The sequence below is a fragment of the Novosphingobium sp. BL-S-33 genome, assembly GCF_056857025.1.
The window spans coordinates 1,549,744-1,569,337 of the sequence record NZ_CM166474.1; the positions used below are offsets into that span (position 1 = coordinate 1,549,744).

At 65.1% G+C, this 19,594-nt stretch carries 12 protein-coding genes; 8 read left to right on the forward strand and 4 right to left on the reverse strand.

Going from position 1 to position 19,594, the window contains the following annotated elements; genetic code table 11:
- Positions 1-46 precede the first annotated feature (46 nt).
- The 5 genes from AC1VVM_RS07360 to AC1VVM_RS07380 all read left to right on the forward strand — a co-directional run bounded on the left by AC1VVM_RS07360 (position 47) and on the right by AC1VVM_RS07380 (position 6,892).
- Positions 47-778, forward strand: coding sequence for a FadR/GntR family transcriptional regulator (locus AC1VVM_RS07360; RefSeq protein WP_132388999.1), 732 nt, complete (start codon positions 47-49; stop codon positions 776-778).
- Between the two features lie 191 nt (positions 779-969).
- A complete protein-coding gene (galA, locus tag AC1VVM_RS07365; RefSeq protein WP_482956245.1) occupies positions 970-3,450 on the forward strand; it encodes a beta-galactosidase GalA in 2,481 nt (826 codons plus the stop codon).
- A 14-nt stretch (positions 3,451-3,464) separates the two neighbouring features.
- Entirely contained in the window at positions 3,465-4,589 is a 1,125-nt protein-coding gene (locus AC1VVM_RS07370; protein WP_482956246.1) for a glycoside hydrolase family 53 protein, read from the forward strand.
- 932 nt (positions 4,590-5,521) lie between these two features.
- Positions 5,522-6,514 carry a phosphatase PAP2 family protein gene (locus AC1VVM_RS07375; RefSeq protein WP_482956247.1) on the forward strand — a complete coding sequence of 331 codons (993 nt, stop codon included), beginning with the start codon at positions 5,522-5,524 and terminating at the stop codon, positions 6,512-6,514.
- 102 nt (positions 6,515-6,616) lie between these two features.
- The gene (locus tag AC1VVM_RS07380; protein WP_132389009.1) at positions 6,617-6,892 is read left to right on the forward strand and encodes a LysR family transcriptional regulator; all 276 of its coding nucleotides are present in this window, start codon (positions 6,617-6,619) and stop codon (positions 6,890-6,892) included.
- A 186-nt stretch (positions 6,893-7,078) separates the two neighbouring features.
- On the opposite strand, the gene AC1VVM_RS07385 is transcribed toward AC1VVM_RS07380, so the two are convergent.
- The 4 genes from AC1VVM_RS07385 to AC1VVM_RS07400 all read right to left on the reverse strand — a co-directional run bounded on the left by AC1VVM_RS07385 (position 7,079) and on the right by AC1VVM_RS07400 (position 15,912).
- Positions 7,079-9,754, reverse strand: a complete 2,676-nt coding sequence (locus AC1VVM_RS07385; RefSeq protein ID WP_482956248.1) for a TonB-dependent receptor — start codon at positions 9,752-9,754, stop codon at positions 7,079-7,081.
- Between the two features lie 457 nt (positions 9,755-10,211).
- Positions 10,212-11,672, reverse strand: coding sequence for an efflux transporter outer membrane subunit (locus tag AC1VVM_RS07390; protein WP_482956249.1), 1,461 nt, complete (start codon positions 11,670-11,672; stop codon positions 10,212-10,214).
- Positions 11,665-14,856 carry a multidrug efflux RND transporter permease subunit gene (locus tag AC1VVM_RS07395; protein WP_482903399.1) on the reverse strand — a complete coding sequence of 1,064 codons (3,192 nt, stop codon included), beginning with the start codon at positions 14,854-14,856 and terminating at the stop codon, positions 11,665-11,667. Before AC1VVM_RS07395 ends, AC1VVM_RS07390 begins: the two co-directional genes overlap by 8 nt.
- A gap of 3 nt (positions 14,857-14,859) precedes the next feature.
- A complete protein-coding gene (locus tag AC1VVM_RS07400) occupies positions 14,860-15,912 on the reverse strand; it encodes an efflux RND transporter periplasmic adaptor subunit (RefSeq protein WP_482956250.1) in 1,053 nt (350 codons plus the stop codon).
- A gap of 264 nt (positions 15,913-16,176) precedes the next feature.
- Here AC1VVM_RS07400 and AC1VVM_RS07405 point away from each other — a divergent pair, with 264 nt between their 5' ends.
- The 3 genes from AC1VVM_RS07405 (at position 16,177) to AC1VVM_RS07415 (ending at position 19,571) form a co-directional block, all read left to right on the forward strand.
- A complete protein-coding gene (locus tag AC1VVM_RS07405) occupies positions 16,177-16,755 on the forward strand; it encodes a TetR/AcrR family transcriptional regulator (protein WP_482956251.1) in 579 nt (192 codons plus the stop codon).
- Positions 16,756-17,012: 257 nt separating this feature from the next.
- Positions 17,013-18,002 (forward strand): bile acid:sodium symporter family protein, encoded by a 990-nt coding sequence (locus AC1VVM_RS07410; protein ID WP_482903401.1) that lies wholly within the window; start codon positions 17,013-17,015, stop codon positions 18,000-18,002.
- Positions 18,003-18,257: 255 nt separating this feature from the next.
- Positions 18,258-19,571, forward strand: a complete 1,314-nt coding sequence (locus AC1VVM_RS07415) for a sugar MFS transporter (protein WP_482956252.1) — start codon at positions 18,258-18,260, stop codon at positions 19,569-19,571.
- Positions 19,572-19,594: the final 23 nt, after the last annotated feature.

Genomic DNA, 19,594 nt, shown 5'->3' on the forward strand with positions numbered 1-19,594 from the left:
TGCCTATTTATATGATTAAATAGACTGAGAGGTGCCGGGACTACGCATGCCCATCGATCCGCATGAAAATCGCGAGGCGCTCGGGCGCAATCTGACTTACGGACTGCTGGACCGGCTGGGGTCGCAGATAGTGGGCCATGCCTACGAGGGGCGCTCCTTTCCCACCGAGGCGGAACTCTCGCAGCAGCACGGCGTAAGCCGCTCGGTCACGCGAGAGGCGGTCAAGATGCTCACGGCCAAGGGCCTTGTCACCGCGCGGCCGCGTCAGGGGACGATGATCCAGCCGGTCAGCCAGTGGAACCTGTTCGACACCGACGTGCTGCGCTGGATGCTCGACCGCAGCTTTTCCATCGATCTGCTCAAGCAGTTCAGCCAGCTGCGTGTCGCCATTGAGCCCGCCGCCGCCGCGCTGGCCGCACAGGCTGCCGACGACGATGGCCGGGCGCTGATCGAGGCGGGCTTCGCGCGGATGCAGGCGGCCGAGGCCGGGCGTGATGACGTGTTGGAAGCCGACGTGGCGTTTCATGTCGCCATCCTCAAGGCCTCGGGCAATCCGTTCTTCGGCCAGTTCCGCGATGTCGTCTCCACCGCGCTCAAGACCTCGATCCGTTATACCAACCGGATCGTCGGTCGCAGTGGGGACCTTGATGCGCACGAGGGCGTGATGGAGGCGATCCTCGCCCGCGATCCGCAGCGCGCGCGCGAGCGGATGGAGCGTATCATCGTCGAGGCTCTTGTCGCTATCGACCACAACGAAAGCGCCGCCAATCGGGTCTGATCGAGGCCGGTATCGCGCCGGATTGACCCATTGAGCGTATATATCATATAAATCCGAAAAAATGGCAGAGCGGCGATGAGTCCGGCCCGTGCGCGACGGGGTGGACTCCCCATTCGCGCCGGAAACAGCTACGAGAGCCCCTGCAAGCAATGACCGAAGTCCCCGGAATTTCCCCCGTAGAAGTCGCTGGAATGCGTACCGACCGTCGCCATGCCATGGTGTTGGGCGTAGCGGGCGTGGCCGCTGCCAGCCTGCCGCAGACCGCTCTGGCTCTTCCCGAGAATACGCCTGTCGCCGTGCCGAGCCCGCGCCGCACATGGCTGCTCGATCGCGGCTGGCGCTTCCATCGCGGCCATGCGGCGGACATGAGCAAGGACTTCGACTGGGGAATTAACCAGCGGACTTACGCCAAGCCCGGCCTCGTCACCTCGCCGGCTGCCGTGGCCGACTTCGACGAGAGCGGCTGGGCGGAAGTCTCGGTTCCGCACGACTGGGCGGTGGACCTGCCCTATGCGCCTCCAGCGACGCCCGCGCCCGAGGACAAGGCCGATGCCGTCGCCGCGCATGGGTTCAAGGCGATTGGCCGTGCTTTCCCGCAGAACAGCGTCGGTTGGTACCGCCTGCGCCTGCCGGTCGGCGCCGCCGATAAGGGCCGCGCGGTCTGGCTTGAATTCGACGGCGTGTTCCGCGCCAGCAAGGTTTTCGTCAACGGCTTCGAGGCCGGTGGGAGCGAGAGCGGCTATGCGCCGTTCCGCGTCAATATCGCCGATTTCCTCGACTATGACGGGGGCCCCAACCAGCTTGCCCTGCGCGTGGACGCCTCGCTGGGGGAGGGCTGGTTCTACGAAGGCGCGGGGATCTACCGCAATGTCCGCCTCGTCAGCGCCGATGCGGCCCACGTGCCGCAGTGGGGCACGTGCGTGCGCACCGCCATCGACGCGGCCGGTGCCGAGGTGTCGCTGCTGACCACGCTGGCCAATGCCGGGGAGGGCAAGTCCGCCGTCACGCTGCGCCAGAGCATCCGCGATGGCGCCGGACGGGAAGTGGCACGGGCGGACGACCGGCAGGTTGCGCTGGAGCCGCTTGCCAGCACCGAGATCGGGCAGGACCTGCACATCCGCGCGCCGCAGCTCTGGTCTCCCGCTTCGCCCAACCTCTACACGCTGCTCACCGAAGTACTGCGCGATGGCGCACCGGTGGACCGCTATGAAACCACCTTCGGCGTGCGCACCGTCACTTTCGACGCGGTGAAGGGCTTCATCATCAACGGCCGCAACGTGAAGCTGATGGGCGTCTGCAACCATCAGGACCACGCGGGCGTCGGCACCGCGATCCCCGATGCGCTGCACGAATGGCGGGTGGACCGCTCGATCGAGATGGGCGTCAACGCCTGGCGCAGCGCACACAACCCGCCCGCGCAGGCGCTGCTCGACCTGTGTGACCGCAAGGGCATGATGATACTCGCCGAAACGCGGCTCAACACCACCAATCCCGAAGCGATGGACGAGCTGGAGCGGATGATCCTCTCCTCGCGCAACCACCCTTCGGTGATCCTGTGGTCGGTGGGCAACGAGGAAGGCCATCAGGGCACCGAGCGCGGCCGTCGCATTTCGGCGGAGCTGGTCGCGCGCTGCAAGGCGCTCGATCCCACGCGCCTTACCACGCAGGCGATGGACCAGGGCTGGGACAGCGGCGCCGCCGATGCGGTGGACGTGGTTGGCTTCAACTACCGTACCGACAAGATCCCGGCCTGGCACGAACGCCACCCGAACAAGCCGGTGATCGGCACCGAGACGGGCAGCACCGTCTCCACGCGCGGCGCTTACGAGAACGATGCCGCGCGCCATATCGTGAAGGCCTACGACACCGAACACCCCTGGTGGGCCTCCACCGCCGAGGAGTGGTGGACCATCGTTGCCAATGCGCCCTATATCGCCGGCGGCTTCATCTGGACCGGGTTCGACTATCGCGGTGAGCCCACGCCCTATCCGGCGTTCCCCAGCGTTTCCAGCTACTTCGGCGCGATGGATTTGTGCGGTTTCGCCAAGGACAACTACTTCTACTACCGCGCGTGGTGGCGTCCGGACCAGCCGCTGGTCCACTTGCTGCCGCACTGGAACTGGGCGGGGCGAGACGGGCAGGCGATCCCGGTCTGGGCACACGGCAACTGCGAGGAGATCGAGCTTCTCCTCAACGGCAAGAGCCTTGGCCGCAAGCCGATGCCGCGCAACGGCCATCTCGAATGGCAGGTGCCTTACGCACCCGGCAAACTGGAGGCGCGCGGCTACAACGGCGGCCGTCTGGCGGCCAGCGACACGCGGATGACCGCCGGAGCCCCCGCAAAGCTGCGCCTCACCGCCGATCGCAAGCGTTACACCGCTGCCATTGCGGATGCGGCCATGCTGCGCATCGAAGTGCTCGACCGGGCGGGCAACCCCGTCCCCACCGCCGACGATGCTCTCAGCTTCGCGGTTTCCGGACCGGGCCGGATCATCGGCCTAGGCAACGGCAATCCGACGTCGACGGAGCCTGACAAGGGCACCACGCGCAAGGCCTTCAACGGCCTCGCGCAAGCGATCGTGCAAGGCACGGGGCAAAGTGGCGCCGTACGCGTCACTGTCTCCGGCGCCGGGCTGGCGCCCGCATCGATCGATCTCAGCTTCCACTCCTGAAGGACACCGGTTCCATGAAGTCCCTTCGCCCCGTGCTGGCCACCATGCTGGCATCCGCCGCGCTGTTGACCGCCGCACAGGCCCATGCCGCCGAAACCGGCCGCACGCTCTACCTTGGCGCCGACCTTTCCTTCGCCAACGAGATGGCGGATTGCGGGGCGGTGTTCCGCCAGAACGGTAAGCCGGTCGATCCTTTCGTGCTGCTCAAGCAGAAGGGCGGCAACATCATGCGCGTGCGCATCTGGAACAATCCGGATTGGACGCACTATTCGAACTACGAAGACGTGCTGAAGACCATTCGCCGTGCCCATGCGACGGGCCTGCAGGTTCTGCTGGACTTCCATTACTCGGACGACTGGGCCGACGGTGACAAGCAGATCGCCCCCAAGGCCTGGGCCGGGCTGAGCACGGACGATCAGGTCCGCGCGGTCCATGACTATACGCGCGATGTCCTCGCGAAGTTGAACGCTGCGGGTGAACTGCCCGAACTGGTGCAGGTCGGCAACGAGACCAACCCCGAAGTCATGGGCGGCACCAAGGACAAGCCGATCGACTGGAAGCGCAACGCGCGCCTCATCAATGCCGGTGTCGCCGCCGTGCGCGAGGCATCGAAGGCGGCGGGCAAGCCGATCAAGGTGATGCTCCACATCGCCCAGCCCGAAAACGTCCTGCCGTGGTTCGACGATGCCACGGCGGCGGGTGTGCTCGATTACGACATCATCGGCATCAGCTACTATTCGAAGTGGTCGAAATATAACTTCGCCGGTCTGAGCAAGGTGATCACCGCCGCGCACCAGCGCTACGGCGCCGATGTCATGGTGGTGGAGACGGCCTATCCCTTTACCGAGGAGAGCGCCGATGCCTCGCCCAACCTGCTGGGTACGGACTCGCTGGTTCCGGGCTATCCGGCGACCCCGCAGGGCCAGCTCAAGTATCTGGAAGACCTGACGCAGACGGTGGTCGATGCGGGCGGCAACGGCGTCGTCTACTGGGCGCCGGACTGGGTCTCGACCCAGTGCAAGACGCGCTGGGGCACCGGCTCCAACTGGGAAAACGCCGCGTGGTTCGATCTCAAGCGCCACGACGTGCTGCCGGTGATGGACTTCCTCTCGAAGACTTACACGAAGTCCGCGAAGTAGGGCGCCAAAGCCTCGGTGCCAATGCGTTGGATATTGGTAACGAGCGAGCGGCCTGACAACACCGTCGCCCCCGCGAAGGCGGGGCCCCGCTTCCTTTTTTCCCCGCCGCAAGAACAAGCGGGATCCCCGCCTTCGCGGGGATGACGGGGATGGGAGAGGGTTCGGCAGGGCAGTCCTAAGCGGGGCAGTCCTGAGTGGGCGGCATCAAAGTGTGCTCAGCGAAGCGTCTTGAAGCATGTGTTCGGCGATGACGACAATCGGCGGCGACGAGACGCAATCCGCCACATCGAAGGTGAGGGTGAAGGGGGTGATTCCGTCGCCAACAGCTATTCGCGACGTCGCGGTAGCGAGCGGACACGCGCATGGCGATCGTGCCGTGAGGCACTCAGGCTTCGCGGCGATAGGCCGGTTTGCATCTCGCCGGATCGATTACTCCGTGGAGCCGGGCATGCAATTCGCGCAGCGCGTCAACGCATGGCCGCGCAGCGCCGATGGCGTCAGTTCTGGATCTCTCGGCAGTTGAAGTGCAGGCGGACAGAACATGTCAAAAATTTCATGAACTTTGGCTTCGGCCGGACTGCTCTTGCCCGGAAAGGCGCGGATTCCGGTATGTTCGGCGCGCGCACTTGCCGATGCGCCGGTCGGTAAAATCCGGAAACGTCAGGGTTGTGAAAGGGATGTCGGAGGGCATCGCCCCGATGCGCCGGACGAACTGCAACACGGTCTTGCCGAAGCGCCCGGTTTCCCCCAACATACATTTCAGCTGCCGGTTTCGAGCGCCTTCGAGTATCCGGTTCATCCATCCTTAAGCGTGACTCGGGCTGGTCGCCACCCACGTCGCCGTCTGCCCTCATACCTGCCCTGGACATACCGTAATGACTTTGATGCAGCCGTCCTGGCCCGTGCCCTCCACCGCAGGCGTGGATTCAGCAATGGCCGATGAGCTTGTTACGCCCGCGCTGGCCGCCGTGAGAGAGACCGGGCCGTCCATCACGCGGCATTTCCTGACCGCGCTGCTGCTCAGCCTGTTCGCGCTCTCTGCCTTGATGCATGCCGCCGGGCTGCACATCGACCCCTGGCGTGCGGGTAATCTGCCGTACTATGCCGCCGGGGTGGTGTTGTTGGCGCTGCGTTTCGGGCTGCCGCGCACGGCGTGGCAGCACGCGGTGCCGGTCGCGCGCTTCTGCGAATATGCCGGGCTGTTCACGCTGATTTCGCTGATGGGCGCCACCGCGAGCTATCCGGTGGCGGCGCTGACGCACGGCTATGCGGATGTCGCCTTGCAGCGCGTGGATGAGGCTCTGGGGTTCAACTGGCTGGGCTGGTACCGCACGGTGGCCGCCCATCCCGTGCTCCAACTGTTGGGGACGGCGGCCTATCGCAGCATCTATGTCACGCCCGCGCTGTTGCTATGGGCCAAGGCACGGGCCGGGCAGCATGCAGAGGCCTATCGGTTCATTGCCGGGTTCTGGCTGGCGGCGGTCATTACCCTGGCCGTGTTCAGCCTGATGCCGGCGGTCGGGCCGTTCTCCCACCTGTGGCATGGCTCGATCCCCTACATGCCTGAGAGCGAGCTTTGGCAGTCCGGCCTGATCCCCGCGCTGCGGGCGCACAGCGTGCATATCGTCGATCTGGCGAAGCTGCGCGGCATCGTGTCGGCGCCCAGCTTCCACACGGCGGCGGCGGTGCTCTACATCGTTGCGGCGTGGCGCATACCGTCGATGCGCTGGCCGATCGTGGCGCTCAATGTCGCGATGCTGCTGTCCACGCCGGTAGAGGGCACGCATTATCTGATCGATATGCTGCTGGGCGCGGTTGTGGCGGTGGTGTCGCTGGCTCTGATCGGTTTCTACGAGCGCATGCAATTCGCTATGGCGCGGCGTGACAGGGCAGGGGCTCCGGCCTCCGTGGCTGCCGCGGGGTGAAGGCCAACGTCGCCGGGTGGCTCTTCGGGGCACCCGGCGCGCGTTTTGCGATCCGCATATTCCGTTTTCCTACAGGCAGGCCGCTGCGATAATTTCGCGGGCATGATCCCGACAGACAGCGCCGCTCCCAAGTCCCGCCGCTCCAATGCCGACTATCGGTGGACCCGGGCGAAGATCCTCACCTTTCTGCATGCGCTGGCGCGCACGACCTCGGTCGCTGCGGCGGCCCGGCATGTCGGCATGAGCCGCCAGTCCGCCTATCGTCTGCGCGCGCGGTTGGGGAAGGAGTTCGCCGATGTGTGGGACGAGGGCCTGCGCCTCGGCGCCGCCCGCAAGGTGACAGTTTCGATGCAAGGTGACAGGCGCGGCGCAAGGTGACGGTTTTGGGCCAGGACCGTGTCAACAGTGTCAACTGTGTCACCTTGTGCGGGCTGAAGCAGGGCCGGGAAAAGGCCAAGAAAAAAGGGGCGCCGGGAGGAGTGGCGCCCCTTTTCGAGGTTGGGCCCGCTTGGGCAGGCCGGGTATCGGGCCCCGATGGAGGCGGGGCCCAAACCGTGATCGGTGTTAGTACTTGAAGGTGACGTCCGCGAGGTAGCTGCGGCCGTACTTCTCGTAACGGGCGATCTGGTCGGGATCGTTGTTCCAGTAGAACCGCGCTGCCTGGTTGGTCAGGTTGTTGGCCTGGAGGCGGACCGAGATGCTCTTGTTGATCGCGTAGGAGATGCTCGCACCCAGCGTCGTCTCGGATTCGAGGCGGGTCAGCTGCGAGGAATCCCAGCCGTAGATCACGGTGTACGGGCTGTGATGCTTGAGCGCCACGCGGGCATCGATGCCGTGCGCCGAGTACCAGAGATCGACCTCGCTGGTGAACTTGGTCAGGCCGACGCCGGGGAACGGATTGCTGGCGGGTGCCAGTTCCTTGATGTTCGAATCGACGTAGCTGGCGTTGGCGTAGATGCCGAAGTTGTTGAGCCCGATGAAGTAGAACGGGGTCTGGATCGTGCCTTCGACGCCGGCGATGTGGCCGCCCTTGCCGTTGGCCGGCGCGGTGATCTGGTAGCTGTTGCCGCCGATGATCTGCTGCGTCTGGGTGTAGCCGATGTTGCTCGACACATCCTTGTAGTAGCCCGCCAGCGCGAAGAGCGAATCCTTGTGGAAGTACCACTCAAGCGAGAGGTCCGCCTGGTTCGCCATGAACGGCTTGAGCTGCGGGTTGCCGCCCGAGCCGGTGTTGGTCGGCGGGAAGTAGCTGAGCGCAAGGTTGGCGCGCAGCTCGTCGAGCGGCGGACGCGACATCACGCGGGCAATGCCGGCGCGCAGCTTGAGCGTGTCGGTCAGGTCGAAGTTGAGGTTGAGGCTCGGCAGCGCGCGGAAGTAGGTGTTGTTCTCGCGGATCGGCGCCGTCGTGGTGACGTTCTCCTGGAGAGCATCGTCCCACGAGGTGACGGATGAGATCGCGTCCGAATGGGTCGAGACGTTGACGAAGCGCACGCCGAGGTTACCGGTGAAGAACGAACCCTTGAAGTCCGTCATCACGTAGCCTTCGAAGTTGTCCTCCTTCACGCGCCAGTACTGGGACTGGTCCTCGACCGGATCGGCGAGCGTGAGGTAAGCGGCCGCCAGATCCTTGTAGTTGCCCCAGATGAGGTTGGGCACATTGAAGGTACCGACCGAGAACTCGGTGAGCTGCGTGGGATCGATCGAGAGATCGCCGCCGGTGTTGGTCGAAACCGCCGCGGTCGAGGCGTGATAGCTCTTTACGCGGTTCGAATAGCGCATGCCCACGCCGAAGCCGGTGAAGAAGCCGTTGTCGAGGTGGCGATAGGCGTCGAACTGCGCGGCGCCGAGGTCGTCCTGGAGGCGCTGCGGGCCGTCGAACTGGCCGGCGAAGTAGCTCGGCACCGTCTGGTTGGTGATGTCGCCCGGGTTGTTGCTGACGGAGACCGTCGGTACCACGTTGCGGCCCGTCGAGAACGTCGTCGTGTCGGGGTAGGACTCGGTGTAAATCGCGCCCCAGGTGTTGTCACGGCGTGCACGCGAATAGGACGCGTCGAACTTCGCGGTCCAGTCGCCATCGTCGTACTTGGCGTTGAAGCCGGTGACGAAGAGGTTCTTGTCCTCGGTGTACTTGGCGATCGCGTTGGTGACCGAGGAGAAGTTGTTCAGCGTCGCGCCGGTGATCGTGTTGCCGGACAGCGTGTAGTTGCCGTCCTGATAGATATCGTCCGGGCCGCCGATGGTGCCGCCCCAGTCGCCCCAGCCGTTCGAACGGCCGTACCACTGCTGAGCCTGGTTCTCGTCGATCTTCACCTTGGAATAGAGGACATCGAGGTTGATGTCCCACTCGGTGGTCGGCTTCCACTGCAACGCGCCGGTGGTCGACCAGCGGGTTTCCTTGAGGCCGTTGACCTCGGTCTGCGCGCCCCAGGGAGCGTTGATCGGCTCGCCATTGAGGGTCGGCGGGCTGCCGGTGTCGACCGTGTTGTAGCCCCAGCCCTGGAACGAGTTGAAGCCGTTCTTCTGGCGCTGGAAGGTGCCCCCGACGACCACGGCGAGGTTGTCGGTCAGGCGGCCGACATACTGCGCGCTGCCGCGCGAGCCCCAGCCCGAGTAGTCCGGAATGTCCTTGCCGCCGTCGTTGTAGAGCGCGCCGGCGCGCACGGTGAGCGCGGGGCCCGAGTAGTCGAGCGGGCGCACGGTGCGGATGTCGATCGTGGCGGCGACGCCGCCGGCGATCAGATCGGCCTGCTGCGACTTGTAAACGGTCACGCCCGAGACGATTTCGGACGGATAGATTTCCCAGCGAACGTTGCGGTCCGGCTCCGACGAGGCGACTTCGCGGCCGTTGATGAGGCCGAGCACGAGGCGCGGGCCAAGGCCGCGAACGGCAGCCTGGCTGGCATTGCCGCGATCGCGCGTGGCCGTCACGCCCGGCAGGCGGGCCAGCGAATCCGCGATGGTAACGTCGGGCAGGACGCCGATGTCCTTCGCGCTGATCGTTTCGGTGACGACGGTGGCGTTGCGCTTGGCGTTGATGGCGTCGCGCAGCGAAGCGCGCAGCCCGGTGACGACGATGGCGTCGCTGTTCGAGTCCTGGCCCGAATTCTGGTCAGCTGCCGCGTCGGCCGCCCCGGAATTGGTCGACTGCGCAAAGGCAGGCTCGATGAAAGTGGTTTGGGCAAAAAGCGCGATGGCGAGCGCGCTGGACGCACGCAAGGCGTTGCGAAGATGCAGGTACACGTATCCCTCCCGATAGACTGCTGTCTTATTTATAAGATAATTATATTTGTCGGACATGAAAGTCAACGGGGCGGGCCGTTACGGCCTTTTGGTGTAGCGTTAAATCGCTATTTTACAGATATTTATGATCGATGATGTGGCCTGAGGGGCGGTTGCGATACCGCTATCACTCCGAGAATGGCGATTCGCGATTTAACACCGTTTCGCGCGGGCGTGAGCGCCCCTCGACAGACAGGTGCTCCTTGGTCCGGCAAGTCTCATCAACGCCGGATACCCTGCCGGTCAGGAGGCACTCGGCACGCATGACGGGGCGAAATGAATAGGGCGCAGGGATGGCTGATCCCTACGCCCTAATGGTATTCGCGCGGCCAGAACCAGTATGGGGCGGGTCCACGCGGGATCTGTCAGGTCGAACGAAGCCCGGCGGAACAGGGTGATCCGGACCTCAGCTACAAAGCTATTGCTCCGGCTGCTCGCCCGCTGGTTTTTGCGCAATTTCCTCCTGCCCGCCGCCCAGTGCGGCGTAGAGGCTGACGGCGTTCTGCAATTCGGTGGCGCGCAGCTGGATCAGTGTCTGGTTGGCCGAGAACAGACTGCGCTCGGCGTCCAGCACTTCGAGGTAGATCGAGATGCCGTTGTCGTACCGCAGGCGCGCGGCGTGGGCGAGGCGTTGCTGGGCCTCTACCGTGCGCTGCTGGATCTCGATCTGCTCGGCGTAGTGCTGGCGGGCGACGAGGCCGTCGGAGACTTCACGGAACGCGGTCTGCACGGCCTTCTGGTAAGCGGCGGTAAGTTCCTTCGCCTGCGCCTTGCTCAGCCTCAGCTCCGCCTCGCGCTTGCCCCAGTCGAAGATCGGCAGGTCCACCGATCCGCCATAGCTCCAGCTCTGGTTCGCGCCGGTGAACAAGCTCGACAGTCCGGTGGACGCGAAGCCGAAGGCGGCGGTCAGCGAGATCTTCGGGAAGAACGCCGCCCGCGCCGCGCCGATATTGGCGTCCGCCGCGCGCAGGTTGTGTTCGGCCTGCAACACGTCCGGCCGGTTGATCAGCAAGTCCGAGGGCAGGCCCGGTGCGATCGGCAGGAGCTGGTCGGACAGGCCAAGGCCGGTGGGCAGCGTCGCTTCGACCGGGCCGCCAACCAGCACGTCGAGCAGGTTGCGCGCCTGTTCTGTCGTACGCTGGAGATCGGCCAGTTCGCTTTCGGCCTGCGTCTGAAGCAGGACCGCCTGATCGTAGTCGACCGTGGAGGTAACGCCCGCGTCGAGCCGCAGCTTGGCAATGCGCACGCCTTCGCGCCGCACGTCGATACTGCGGCGGGCAAGCTCGATGCGATCCTCTCCGCTGCGGATGTCGAAGTACGTGGCAGCGACTTGCGAGATCAGCGAGATGCGGAAGGCGCGCGCGCCCTGGACCGAGGCCAGCCACGACTGGCGCTGCGCATCGGTGAGGTTGCGCACCCGGCCCCAGAGATCCAGCTCGAACGAGGTCACGCCGACCTTGGCGTCGAATTCCGAGTAGTCGATCCCGTTCGGCAGGTCGGCGCCCGTCGTCTGCCCGGTCGCGCCCAGAACCGATGTCGGTGTGCGCTGGCGGGTACCCGTGCCGTTGACACCGACCGCGGGAAGGCGGTCGGCGGCCTGGATGCGGTACTGCGCGCGCGCCTGGTCGATGCGGGCGTAGGACTGCGCGAGATCGCGGTTGCGATCGAGGGCAGTGGCAATCAGCGTCTGGAGACGCGGATCGCGGAAGAACTCGCGCCAGCCGAGCTCGGTGGCGAGAGGCGTGAGTTCTTCGCGCGAAGGGGCATTCGGGAAACTGCTCGAAACCGGCGCGACCGGCTGATGGTACTGCGGCGCGAAATTGCACCCGGACAGCACAGTGGAGATCGCGGCGGAAAGGAGGAGGGCCTGCTTACGCATGTTCGCCTCCTTCCCGCTTGTTCTGTTCAAGCCAGATGGCGTCTTCCCCTTCGGGGTCGCGTCGTTTGCTAAGGTGCTTGCGTGCGAAGTTGTAGAATACCGGCGTGAAGAACACGCCCAGCAGGGTTGCCGCGATCATGCCGCCCATGACGCCGGTACCCACCGCCTGACGGCTGGCCGCACCCGCGCCGCTCGAGATCACCAGTGGCACCATGCCGAGGATGAAGGCAAGGCTGGTCATCAGGATCGGCCGCAGGCGCTGGCGCGCCGCTTCCACGGTGGCATCGTCTGGCGATCTGCCCGCGTCCTCGTCCTCGATCGCGAATTCGACGATCAGGATCGCGTTCTTCGCGGCAAGGCCGATGATCGTGATGAGGCCGATGTTGAAGTAGACGTCGGCCGACAATCCTCTCAGCAGCGTGAAGACCACGGCGCCGAGGATGCCGAACGGGACGACCATCAGCACCGAGATCGGGATGCCCCACGAATTGTAGAGCGCCGCCAGCAGCAGGAACACGACGATGACGGAGAGGCCCAGCAGCGCGCCGACTTGTCCGCCGGCCTGCTTTTCCTCGAACGCGGTACCGGTCCACTCGAAGCTGAAATTGCCCGAGAGATGCCGGTTCGCGATCTCTTCCATGATCTCCAGCGCCTTGCCCGAGGACTGGCCGGGGGCGGCCGTGCCCGAGATCGTCAGCGACGGATAGCCGTTGTAGCGCTCCACCTGGATCGGCCCGGATTCCCACTGCGCGCGGGCGAAGGCGCTGAACGGCACCATTTGCCCGTTACTGCCGCGCACCTGCAGGGCCATGATGTCGTCCGGCGTCATGCGGGCATTGGCATCAGCCTGCAGATAGACGCGCAGGGTATTGCCGTCGCGGGTGAAGTCGTTGGCGTAGTAGGAGCCGAAGCTGATCGCCAGCGTCTGGTTCACGTCGTTGATCGACAGGCCCATGGCGCGTGCCTTGACCCGGTCGATATCGACATAGAGCTGGGGCGCGTCGCCCTGTCCGTCAGGACGGACCTGTGCGAGCACGGGGTTCTGCGCGGCTTCGGCGATGATCGCATCGCGCGCGGCGACAAGCCCGGCGCGGTCGGTGCCCGAGCGGTCCTCGATCTTCATCGAGAAGCCGGTGGCATTGCCGAGCGCCTGGATCGCCGGCGGGTTGAGCGCAAAGACCGTGGCGCCGGTGAGGCCGGACACGAACTTCTGCGTCTTGCCGATCAGCGAAGTGACCTTGTCGTCCGAGTGCTTGCGGTCTTCCCAGGGCTGGAGATCGACGAAGGACAGCGCCGCGCTCTGGCTCTGGCCGTAGAAGTTGAAGCCGATCAGCGAGACCACGCCGCGCACTTGCGGCTGCTTCTTGAGGAACGCCTCGGTCTGCTCCACCACCGCCTGTGTGCGTTGCATGGTGGCGCCGACGGGGGCGTCGAAGTTGATTATGAAGTAGCCTTGGTCCTCGTCCGGCAGGAAGCCGCCGGGCAGGCGCGTGAACAGCAGCCCGGTCATCACCGCCATGACCGCGAAGACTGCCAGCCAGCGCACGGGCGCGCGCATCATGCCGCCGACGCGGTGGGTGTAGTTGTCGGTGGCACGGCCGAACCGGTCGTTGAACCAGCGGAAGAAGCGCGGCAGCGCGCCGCGCCAGCCCGCGAGAGGCTCGGCGTTGTGGGGCGCATCCGTGTGGTGCTTGAGCAGGGTGGCGCAGAGCGCGGGGGTGAACGTGAGCGCCAGCAGCGCCGAAAAGAAGATCGAGACGGCCAGCGTGACCGAGAACTGGCGGTAGATGCCGCCGGTCGATCCGGGGAAGAAGGCCATCGGGATGAACACCGCGATCAGCACCAGCGTGATGCCGATGATCGCGCCGCGAATCTGGCCCATCGCCTTGATCGTGGCGAGGCGAGGCGGAAGATTCTCCTCGGTCATGATACGTTCGACATTCTCGACCACGACGATGGCGTCATCGACGAGGATGCCGATCGCCACCACCATGGCGAATAGCGAGAGCGTGTTGATGGAGAACCCGAACAGCAGCAGGCCCAGACAGGCACCGAGCAACGCGATCGGTACCACCACGGCGGGGATGATCGTCGCCCGCCAGGATTGCAGGAACAGGTACATCACGAGGAAGACCAACACCATGGCTTCGACCAGGGTGTGGATCACCGAATCGATGGAGGCATTGATGAACGGCGTCGAATCGAAAGCGACGTGCCATTCCATGCCCGGCGGGAAGTTCTCCTGAAGCTGCGCCATGCGCGCGCGGACCGCAGTGGCGGTGGCCACGGCATTGGCGCCCGAGGCAAGCTGCACGCCCATGCCGGCGATTTCCTTGCCGTTGAGGCGTGCCTTGAATGTGTAGTTTTCGGCGCCCAGTTCGACGCGGGCGACGTCGCCCAGACGCACGGTCGAACCGTCCTGGTTCGACTTGACGATGATTTCCTGGAACTGGGTGGGCGTGGAAAAGCGGCCGCGCGTCACGATCTTGGCAGTGAACTCAGTCTCCTGCGAAATCGGCTGCTCGCCGATGCCGCCGCCGGCCACCTGGCTGTTCTGTTCCTGCACCGCGCTCAGCACTTCGCCGGGAGTCAGCGAAAAGGACGTGAGCTTGACCGGATCGAGCCAGATTCGCATTGCATATTGCGAACCGAACAACTGGACATCGCCGACGCCCGGCACGCGCCGGATCTCATTGACGATGTTGTTGTTCGTGTAGTTGCCGATCTCCAGCGGGCTGAGTGAATTGTCGCCCGACGAGACACCCAGCACCATCAGGAAGCCGGCGGTATTGTCCGTCACCTGAATGCCCAGCGCGCGCACTTCGGCGGGCAGGCGGGATTCCGCGCGATTGAGGCGATCCTGCACCTCCACGCGGGCGGCATTGAGATCGGTGCCTGACTTGAACGTCAGCGTGATCTGCCCGGTGCCGTTCGAGCGGCTGGCCGAACTCATGTAGAGGAAGCCGTCGATGCCGTTCATCTCGCGCTCGATCACCGAAGTGACGTTCTTGTCGAGCGTTTCGGAATCGGCGCCGGTGTACGTGTAGGCAAGGTTGAGCGCCGGCGGGGCGACGGAGGGATACTGTTCGATCGGCAGGTTGAGCAGCGCGATCAGGCCGCCCAGCGCGATGAATGCAGCGATGACCCAGCCGAAGACCGGCCGGTATACGAAGAAGCGGTTCATGCCTCAGTGCCCCTGCTGGGGCTGCTGCGCGGCGGGCTTCTGCGCTTGTGCCGCGTCCACTGCCTTCTGCCCCGGGTGCAGCTTGGCCCAGCCGTCGACGATGATGCGCTCGCCCGGCCGGAGGCCCGACGTGACGATCCACTGCTTGCCGAGCAGGGTGCCGAGCCGGATAGTGCGCGCGGTCACGGTGCCGTCCTTGCCCATGACGGAGACTTGCGCCTCATCGCCCCTGAACTGGATGGCGCGGGCAGGCACGAGAATGCCGCCCTCCAGCGTGCCGAGCCTGAGGCGGCCGCGCACGAACTGGCCGGGGAACAGCAGGCCCTGCGAATTGTTGACGAACGTGGCGCGTACGGTCTGGCTGCCCGTTTCGGGCGCGACCACCGGGCTGGTGAAGTTGAGGTGGCCGACCGGACCGTATTCCTGCCCGTTTTCCAGCACCAGCTTGACCTCGATGGTCTCGAGCGCGGGCAGGTTCAACTCCCCGTTGCGGACTTTGGCAAGCAGGTCGAGGATCGAGGCGTTCGAGGCGGAGAACACCGCATAGACCGGGCTCGTCTGGTCCACGCGCGTCATCAGTGTGCCCGAAGCGCCACTGACGAGCGCGCCTTCGGTCACTTCGGCGGCGGAAACGCGGCCCGAAATCGGCGCATCGACCGTGGTGTAGCCCAATTGCAGCTTGGCCCGGTCCAGCGCGGCGCGGGCCTCGGCGACTTGCGCGGAAGCCTGGCGGAGATCGGACTGCGCCTGATCGTATTCCTGCGCGGAAACGGCGCGTTCGTCGATCAGCGGGCCATAGCGCAGCACGATCGAGCGGGCGTTCTGCTCCGCCGCTATCGAGCGCTGGAGCGAGGCGGAGGCCGATTTGACCTGTGCCTGATAATCGCGCGGATCGATCTGAAACAGCGGCGTGCCGGCGGTGACGAAGGCGCCTTCGTCATAGAGGCGGCGCAGCACGATACCGTCGGTCCGCGCGCGCACTTCGGCGGAACGCACGGCTTCGATGCGGCCCGGCAGTTCGACGATATTGGGGACGGGCTGAGCCCGGATCACCATCGATTCCACTGCAACCGGGGGCGCTTCGCCCTGCTTTTGTTCGCCACCGCACGCAGTGAGGACGAAGGCACTCAGGAGCGCAACGTGGCGCAGCCTGCTGATTTTGGAAGACAAATTTTCACCATGAGCTGGTTTCGGGGGGCTCTGAGCGGCGTCCATATCGCAGTTGCGGTAAGCGGACAAGGGGTGTCCGCTTGCGTTGCCAAATTGTGTCGGCATGGTATGGGACCACCAGGGTGAGAATGGGCGTGGGGACGGAGAATCATGCGCGCCGACGCGAGAAAACATCGACAGGATCTGATCGAGGCGGCCGCGCTCGTTTTTGCCGCGAAGGGCCCTTCCGCGCCTTTGCAGGACGTTCTGGCGGTGGCCGGGCTGGGCCGGGGCACGCTCTACCGCCACTTTGCCGACCGCGAGGCGCTGATCATGGCGGTTATCGAATTCGAGGTGTTCCGCACTTTGGCCGAAGTGGAGACCCGCAAGGGTGATCCCGCGCTTTTCGAGGATTTCCTCGAAAGTCAGAGCCGGGCTTTCGCCGTCCACATGCCGGTCTTCATGAACTTCGACGAGGGGCGATTGGCGGCTTTCGTCGAATCGGTTGGCCCGACGTTCGATCGCATCATTGCCATGGTGCTGGAAACGGCCAAGGCTCTGGATCAGGTCCATTCGGACCTCGGCGTCGAGGATCTCAAGCTGGCTATCGAGATGCTCAGCATGGCGCGCGGTTCGAAAAGCGTGGTGCCGGAAGACGTCTCCTATGCGCGCGGTGCCGCGCTGCTGTTCGGAGGCATCCGGCCGCGCCCGACCGGCGAGGCGGCGAAGACCACCCCCAGCATTCAGTAAGGCGGCGTGCAACAGTCGCATGCCGGTCCGGGACTGGGGCACTAACCGGGCTCGTCTCCGGCTCCGGGAAATCGGATGGCGGACAGTTTGTCCAGTCGAGCCTTGGGCTGCATATTGTTCTCCCGGTCGCACGTCCGTGAGGAGGCCGCCATCGGGGGGATGGGCGGTGCCGTGCAGGATACATGGCAAGGCTCGGCATGCAAAGGCCGGAAAGCAGGGGCTTTTGCAGCGCGCCGCGAAGTCCTAGAGGGGCGGGTATGAACCGCCTTCTCGCCCGCCTGAACATCGATCCCTATCTCTTGCTGCTGATCTCGACCGTGGGTCTTGCCTCGGTGCTTCCGGCGCGCGGCATGTGGGCGGGGATCGCGGGCGGCGCGGCGGACGCAGGCATCGCGCTGCTGTTCTTCCTTCACGGCGCCAAGCTCTCGCGCCAGGCGATCCTCGACGGGGCGCGGGCGTGGAAGCTGCACCTGACCGTGGCGAGCCTGACCTTCGGGATCTTCCCGCTGATCGGGTTGGGCGTCAGCGCGATACCGGGGCTGGAGCCCTCGCTGGCGATGGGCGTGCTCTACCTGACGCTGCTGCCTTCGACGGTGCAGTCATCGATCGCCTTCACCGCTATTGCCGGGGGCAATGTGGCAGCGGCAGTGTGCAGTGCCTCGTTCTCCAACCTTGCTGGGATTTTCGTGACCCCGGTGCTGACGGCGGTGTTCATCACCGGCAAGACGCAGGGCTTCTCGACCGATCCGATCATCGCCATCGCCGTCCAGTTGCTGCTGCCGTTCGTCGCCGGGCATCTGCTGCGGCCGTGGATCGGCGGCTTCGTGCAGAAGCACAAAAAGCTGGTGGGCTATACCGATCGCGGTTCGATCCTGCTGGTGGTCTACACGGCGTTCGGTGCGGCCGTGCTCGAAGGGCTGTGGCAGAAGGTGACTTTGGCCGAACTCGGGCTGATCGCGGCGCTGTCGCTGGGGATTCTTGCGGTCGTGATGGTGGTGGGCAATGTGCTCGGGCGGGTGCTGGGCTTCAACCACGCGGACCGGATCGTGATCCTGTTCTGCGGTTCGAAGAAGAGTCTGGCGACCGGCGTGCCGCTGGCAGGGGTACTGTTTCCGCCTGCTCAGGTGGGGGCGATCATCCTGCCGCTGATGTTCTTCCATCAGATCCAGTTGATGGTCTGTGCGGTGCTGGCGCGCCGGATGGCGGCGCAGGCCGAGGCTGCAGGGGAGCCGGTGGCGGCTGAGTAGATTAGCTTCCTCCACTCCCGTCCATTCCACTCCGCTCATCCTGAGCCTGTCGAAGGATGGAGGCCTTGCGCCACGCCCGCGGGGGCTTCGACAAGCTCAGCCTGAGCGGGATGGGATAGGGGTGAGGTGAGGTCAGGTGAGTAGCCCGCCAGCGCACCGCAAAAGAACGCCCCGGCAACAAAGACTTGCCCGCCGACCGCTAAATGCGCAGACAGGAGTCCAGAAACGAATCCCTCCAATTCGAGGCAGGCGTCCATGGCCCTGAAGGATTTCGCTCCGACCAGCACTGACCCTGACGCCGATCCGGGAGCCGAAGTCGCCAGTTCCGGCCATATCAATGCTCCGGGACTTCAGGTTTTTGTCTTCGCGCTGTTCTTCATATTCGGCGGCGTAACCGCGCTTAACGGCGTGCTGATGCCGAAGCTCAAGGCGATCTTCGTGCTCGACTATACCGAGGCGATGCTCGTCAATACCGCCTTCTTTGCAGCGTATGCCGTGTTGAGCGTGCCCGGTGCCGGACTGGTCAAACGCATCGGCTACATGCGCGGCGCAGCGCTGGGGCTGCTGGCGATGCTGGCCGGGTGCCTGCTTTTCGTACCTGCCGCCACCGGAGCGACTTTCGCGCTCTTCCTCCTCGCGCTGTTCGTGCTGGCGAGCGGAGTCACGCTGATTCAGGTCGTCGCCAATCCGCTGATCTCGCTCCTGGGGCCATCGCGCACGGCATCGTCGCGGTTGAATTTCGCACAAGGATTCAATGCTCTCGGCGCCACGGTCTTCCCGCATTTCGGCGCCGTGCTGATGCTGGGCGGGCTGGCCTCCGTGAACGAGACCGCGCTTTCGGGCGCGGAACTGGAGGCCTATCGCTCGGCCGCGACGCAGGCCATCGCCCACGGCTACTTGATGGTGGCCGCCGCCCTTGCGGTCATCACGGCGGCCGTATGGTTCAACCGCAACCGCATCCCGGGTGAGAAGCGTGAGGGTGGGCCGATCTTCCGGAGCTTCAACCTCCTGCTGCGCCCGCGTTTCGCTTTCGGCGCAGTCTGCATCTTCCTCTACGTCGGCGTCGAGAACGCCATTGCTTCGCTGGTGGTGAGCTGGATGGGGCAGTCGCAGGTGCTTTCGCTCGATCCGCAGACGGCCGGCACGCTGCTACCCTGGTACTGGGGCGGGGCGCTGATCGGGCGCTTCGTGGGCTCATGGGCGCTGCGCTACGTCAGTGCCGGCAAGGCGCTGGCGACCGTCGCGATCGGCGCCGTGGTGCTGCTCGCGATCGCGGTGGGTTCCACCGGCACCGTCGCGGGCGTGGCGTTCCTTGCCACAGGCCTGACGAACGCGATCATGTTCCCTACGATCTTCAGCCTTGCCTGCGAAGGGTTGGGAGAGCGCACGCCGGAGGGCTCCGGCGTGATCTGCACGATGGTGGTGGGCGGTGCCGTGATCCCGCCGCTGACCGGGGTCCTTGCTGACAGCAGCGGTAGCCTCTCGCTCGCTCTGGTGTTGCCGGCGCTGTGCTATGCGGTAATCGCGCTGTTTGGCTGGAGTGCCCGCCGCCCCCTTGAGGTCCAGTAACAGCCTCTAAAGTTTCTTTAAAT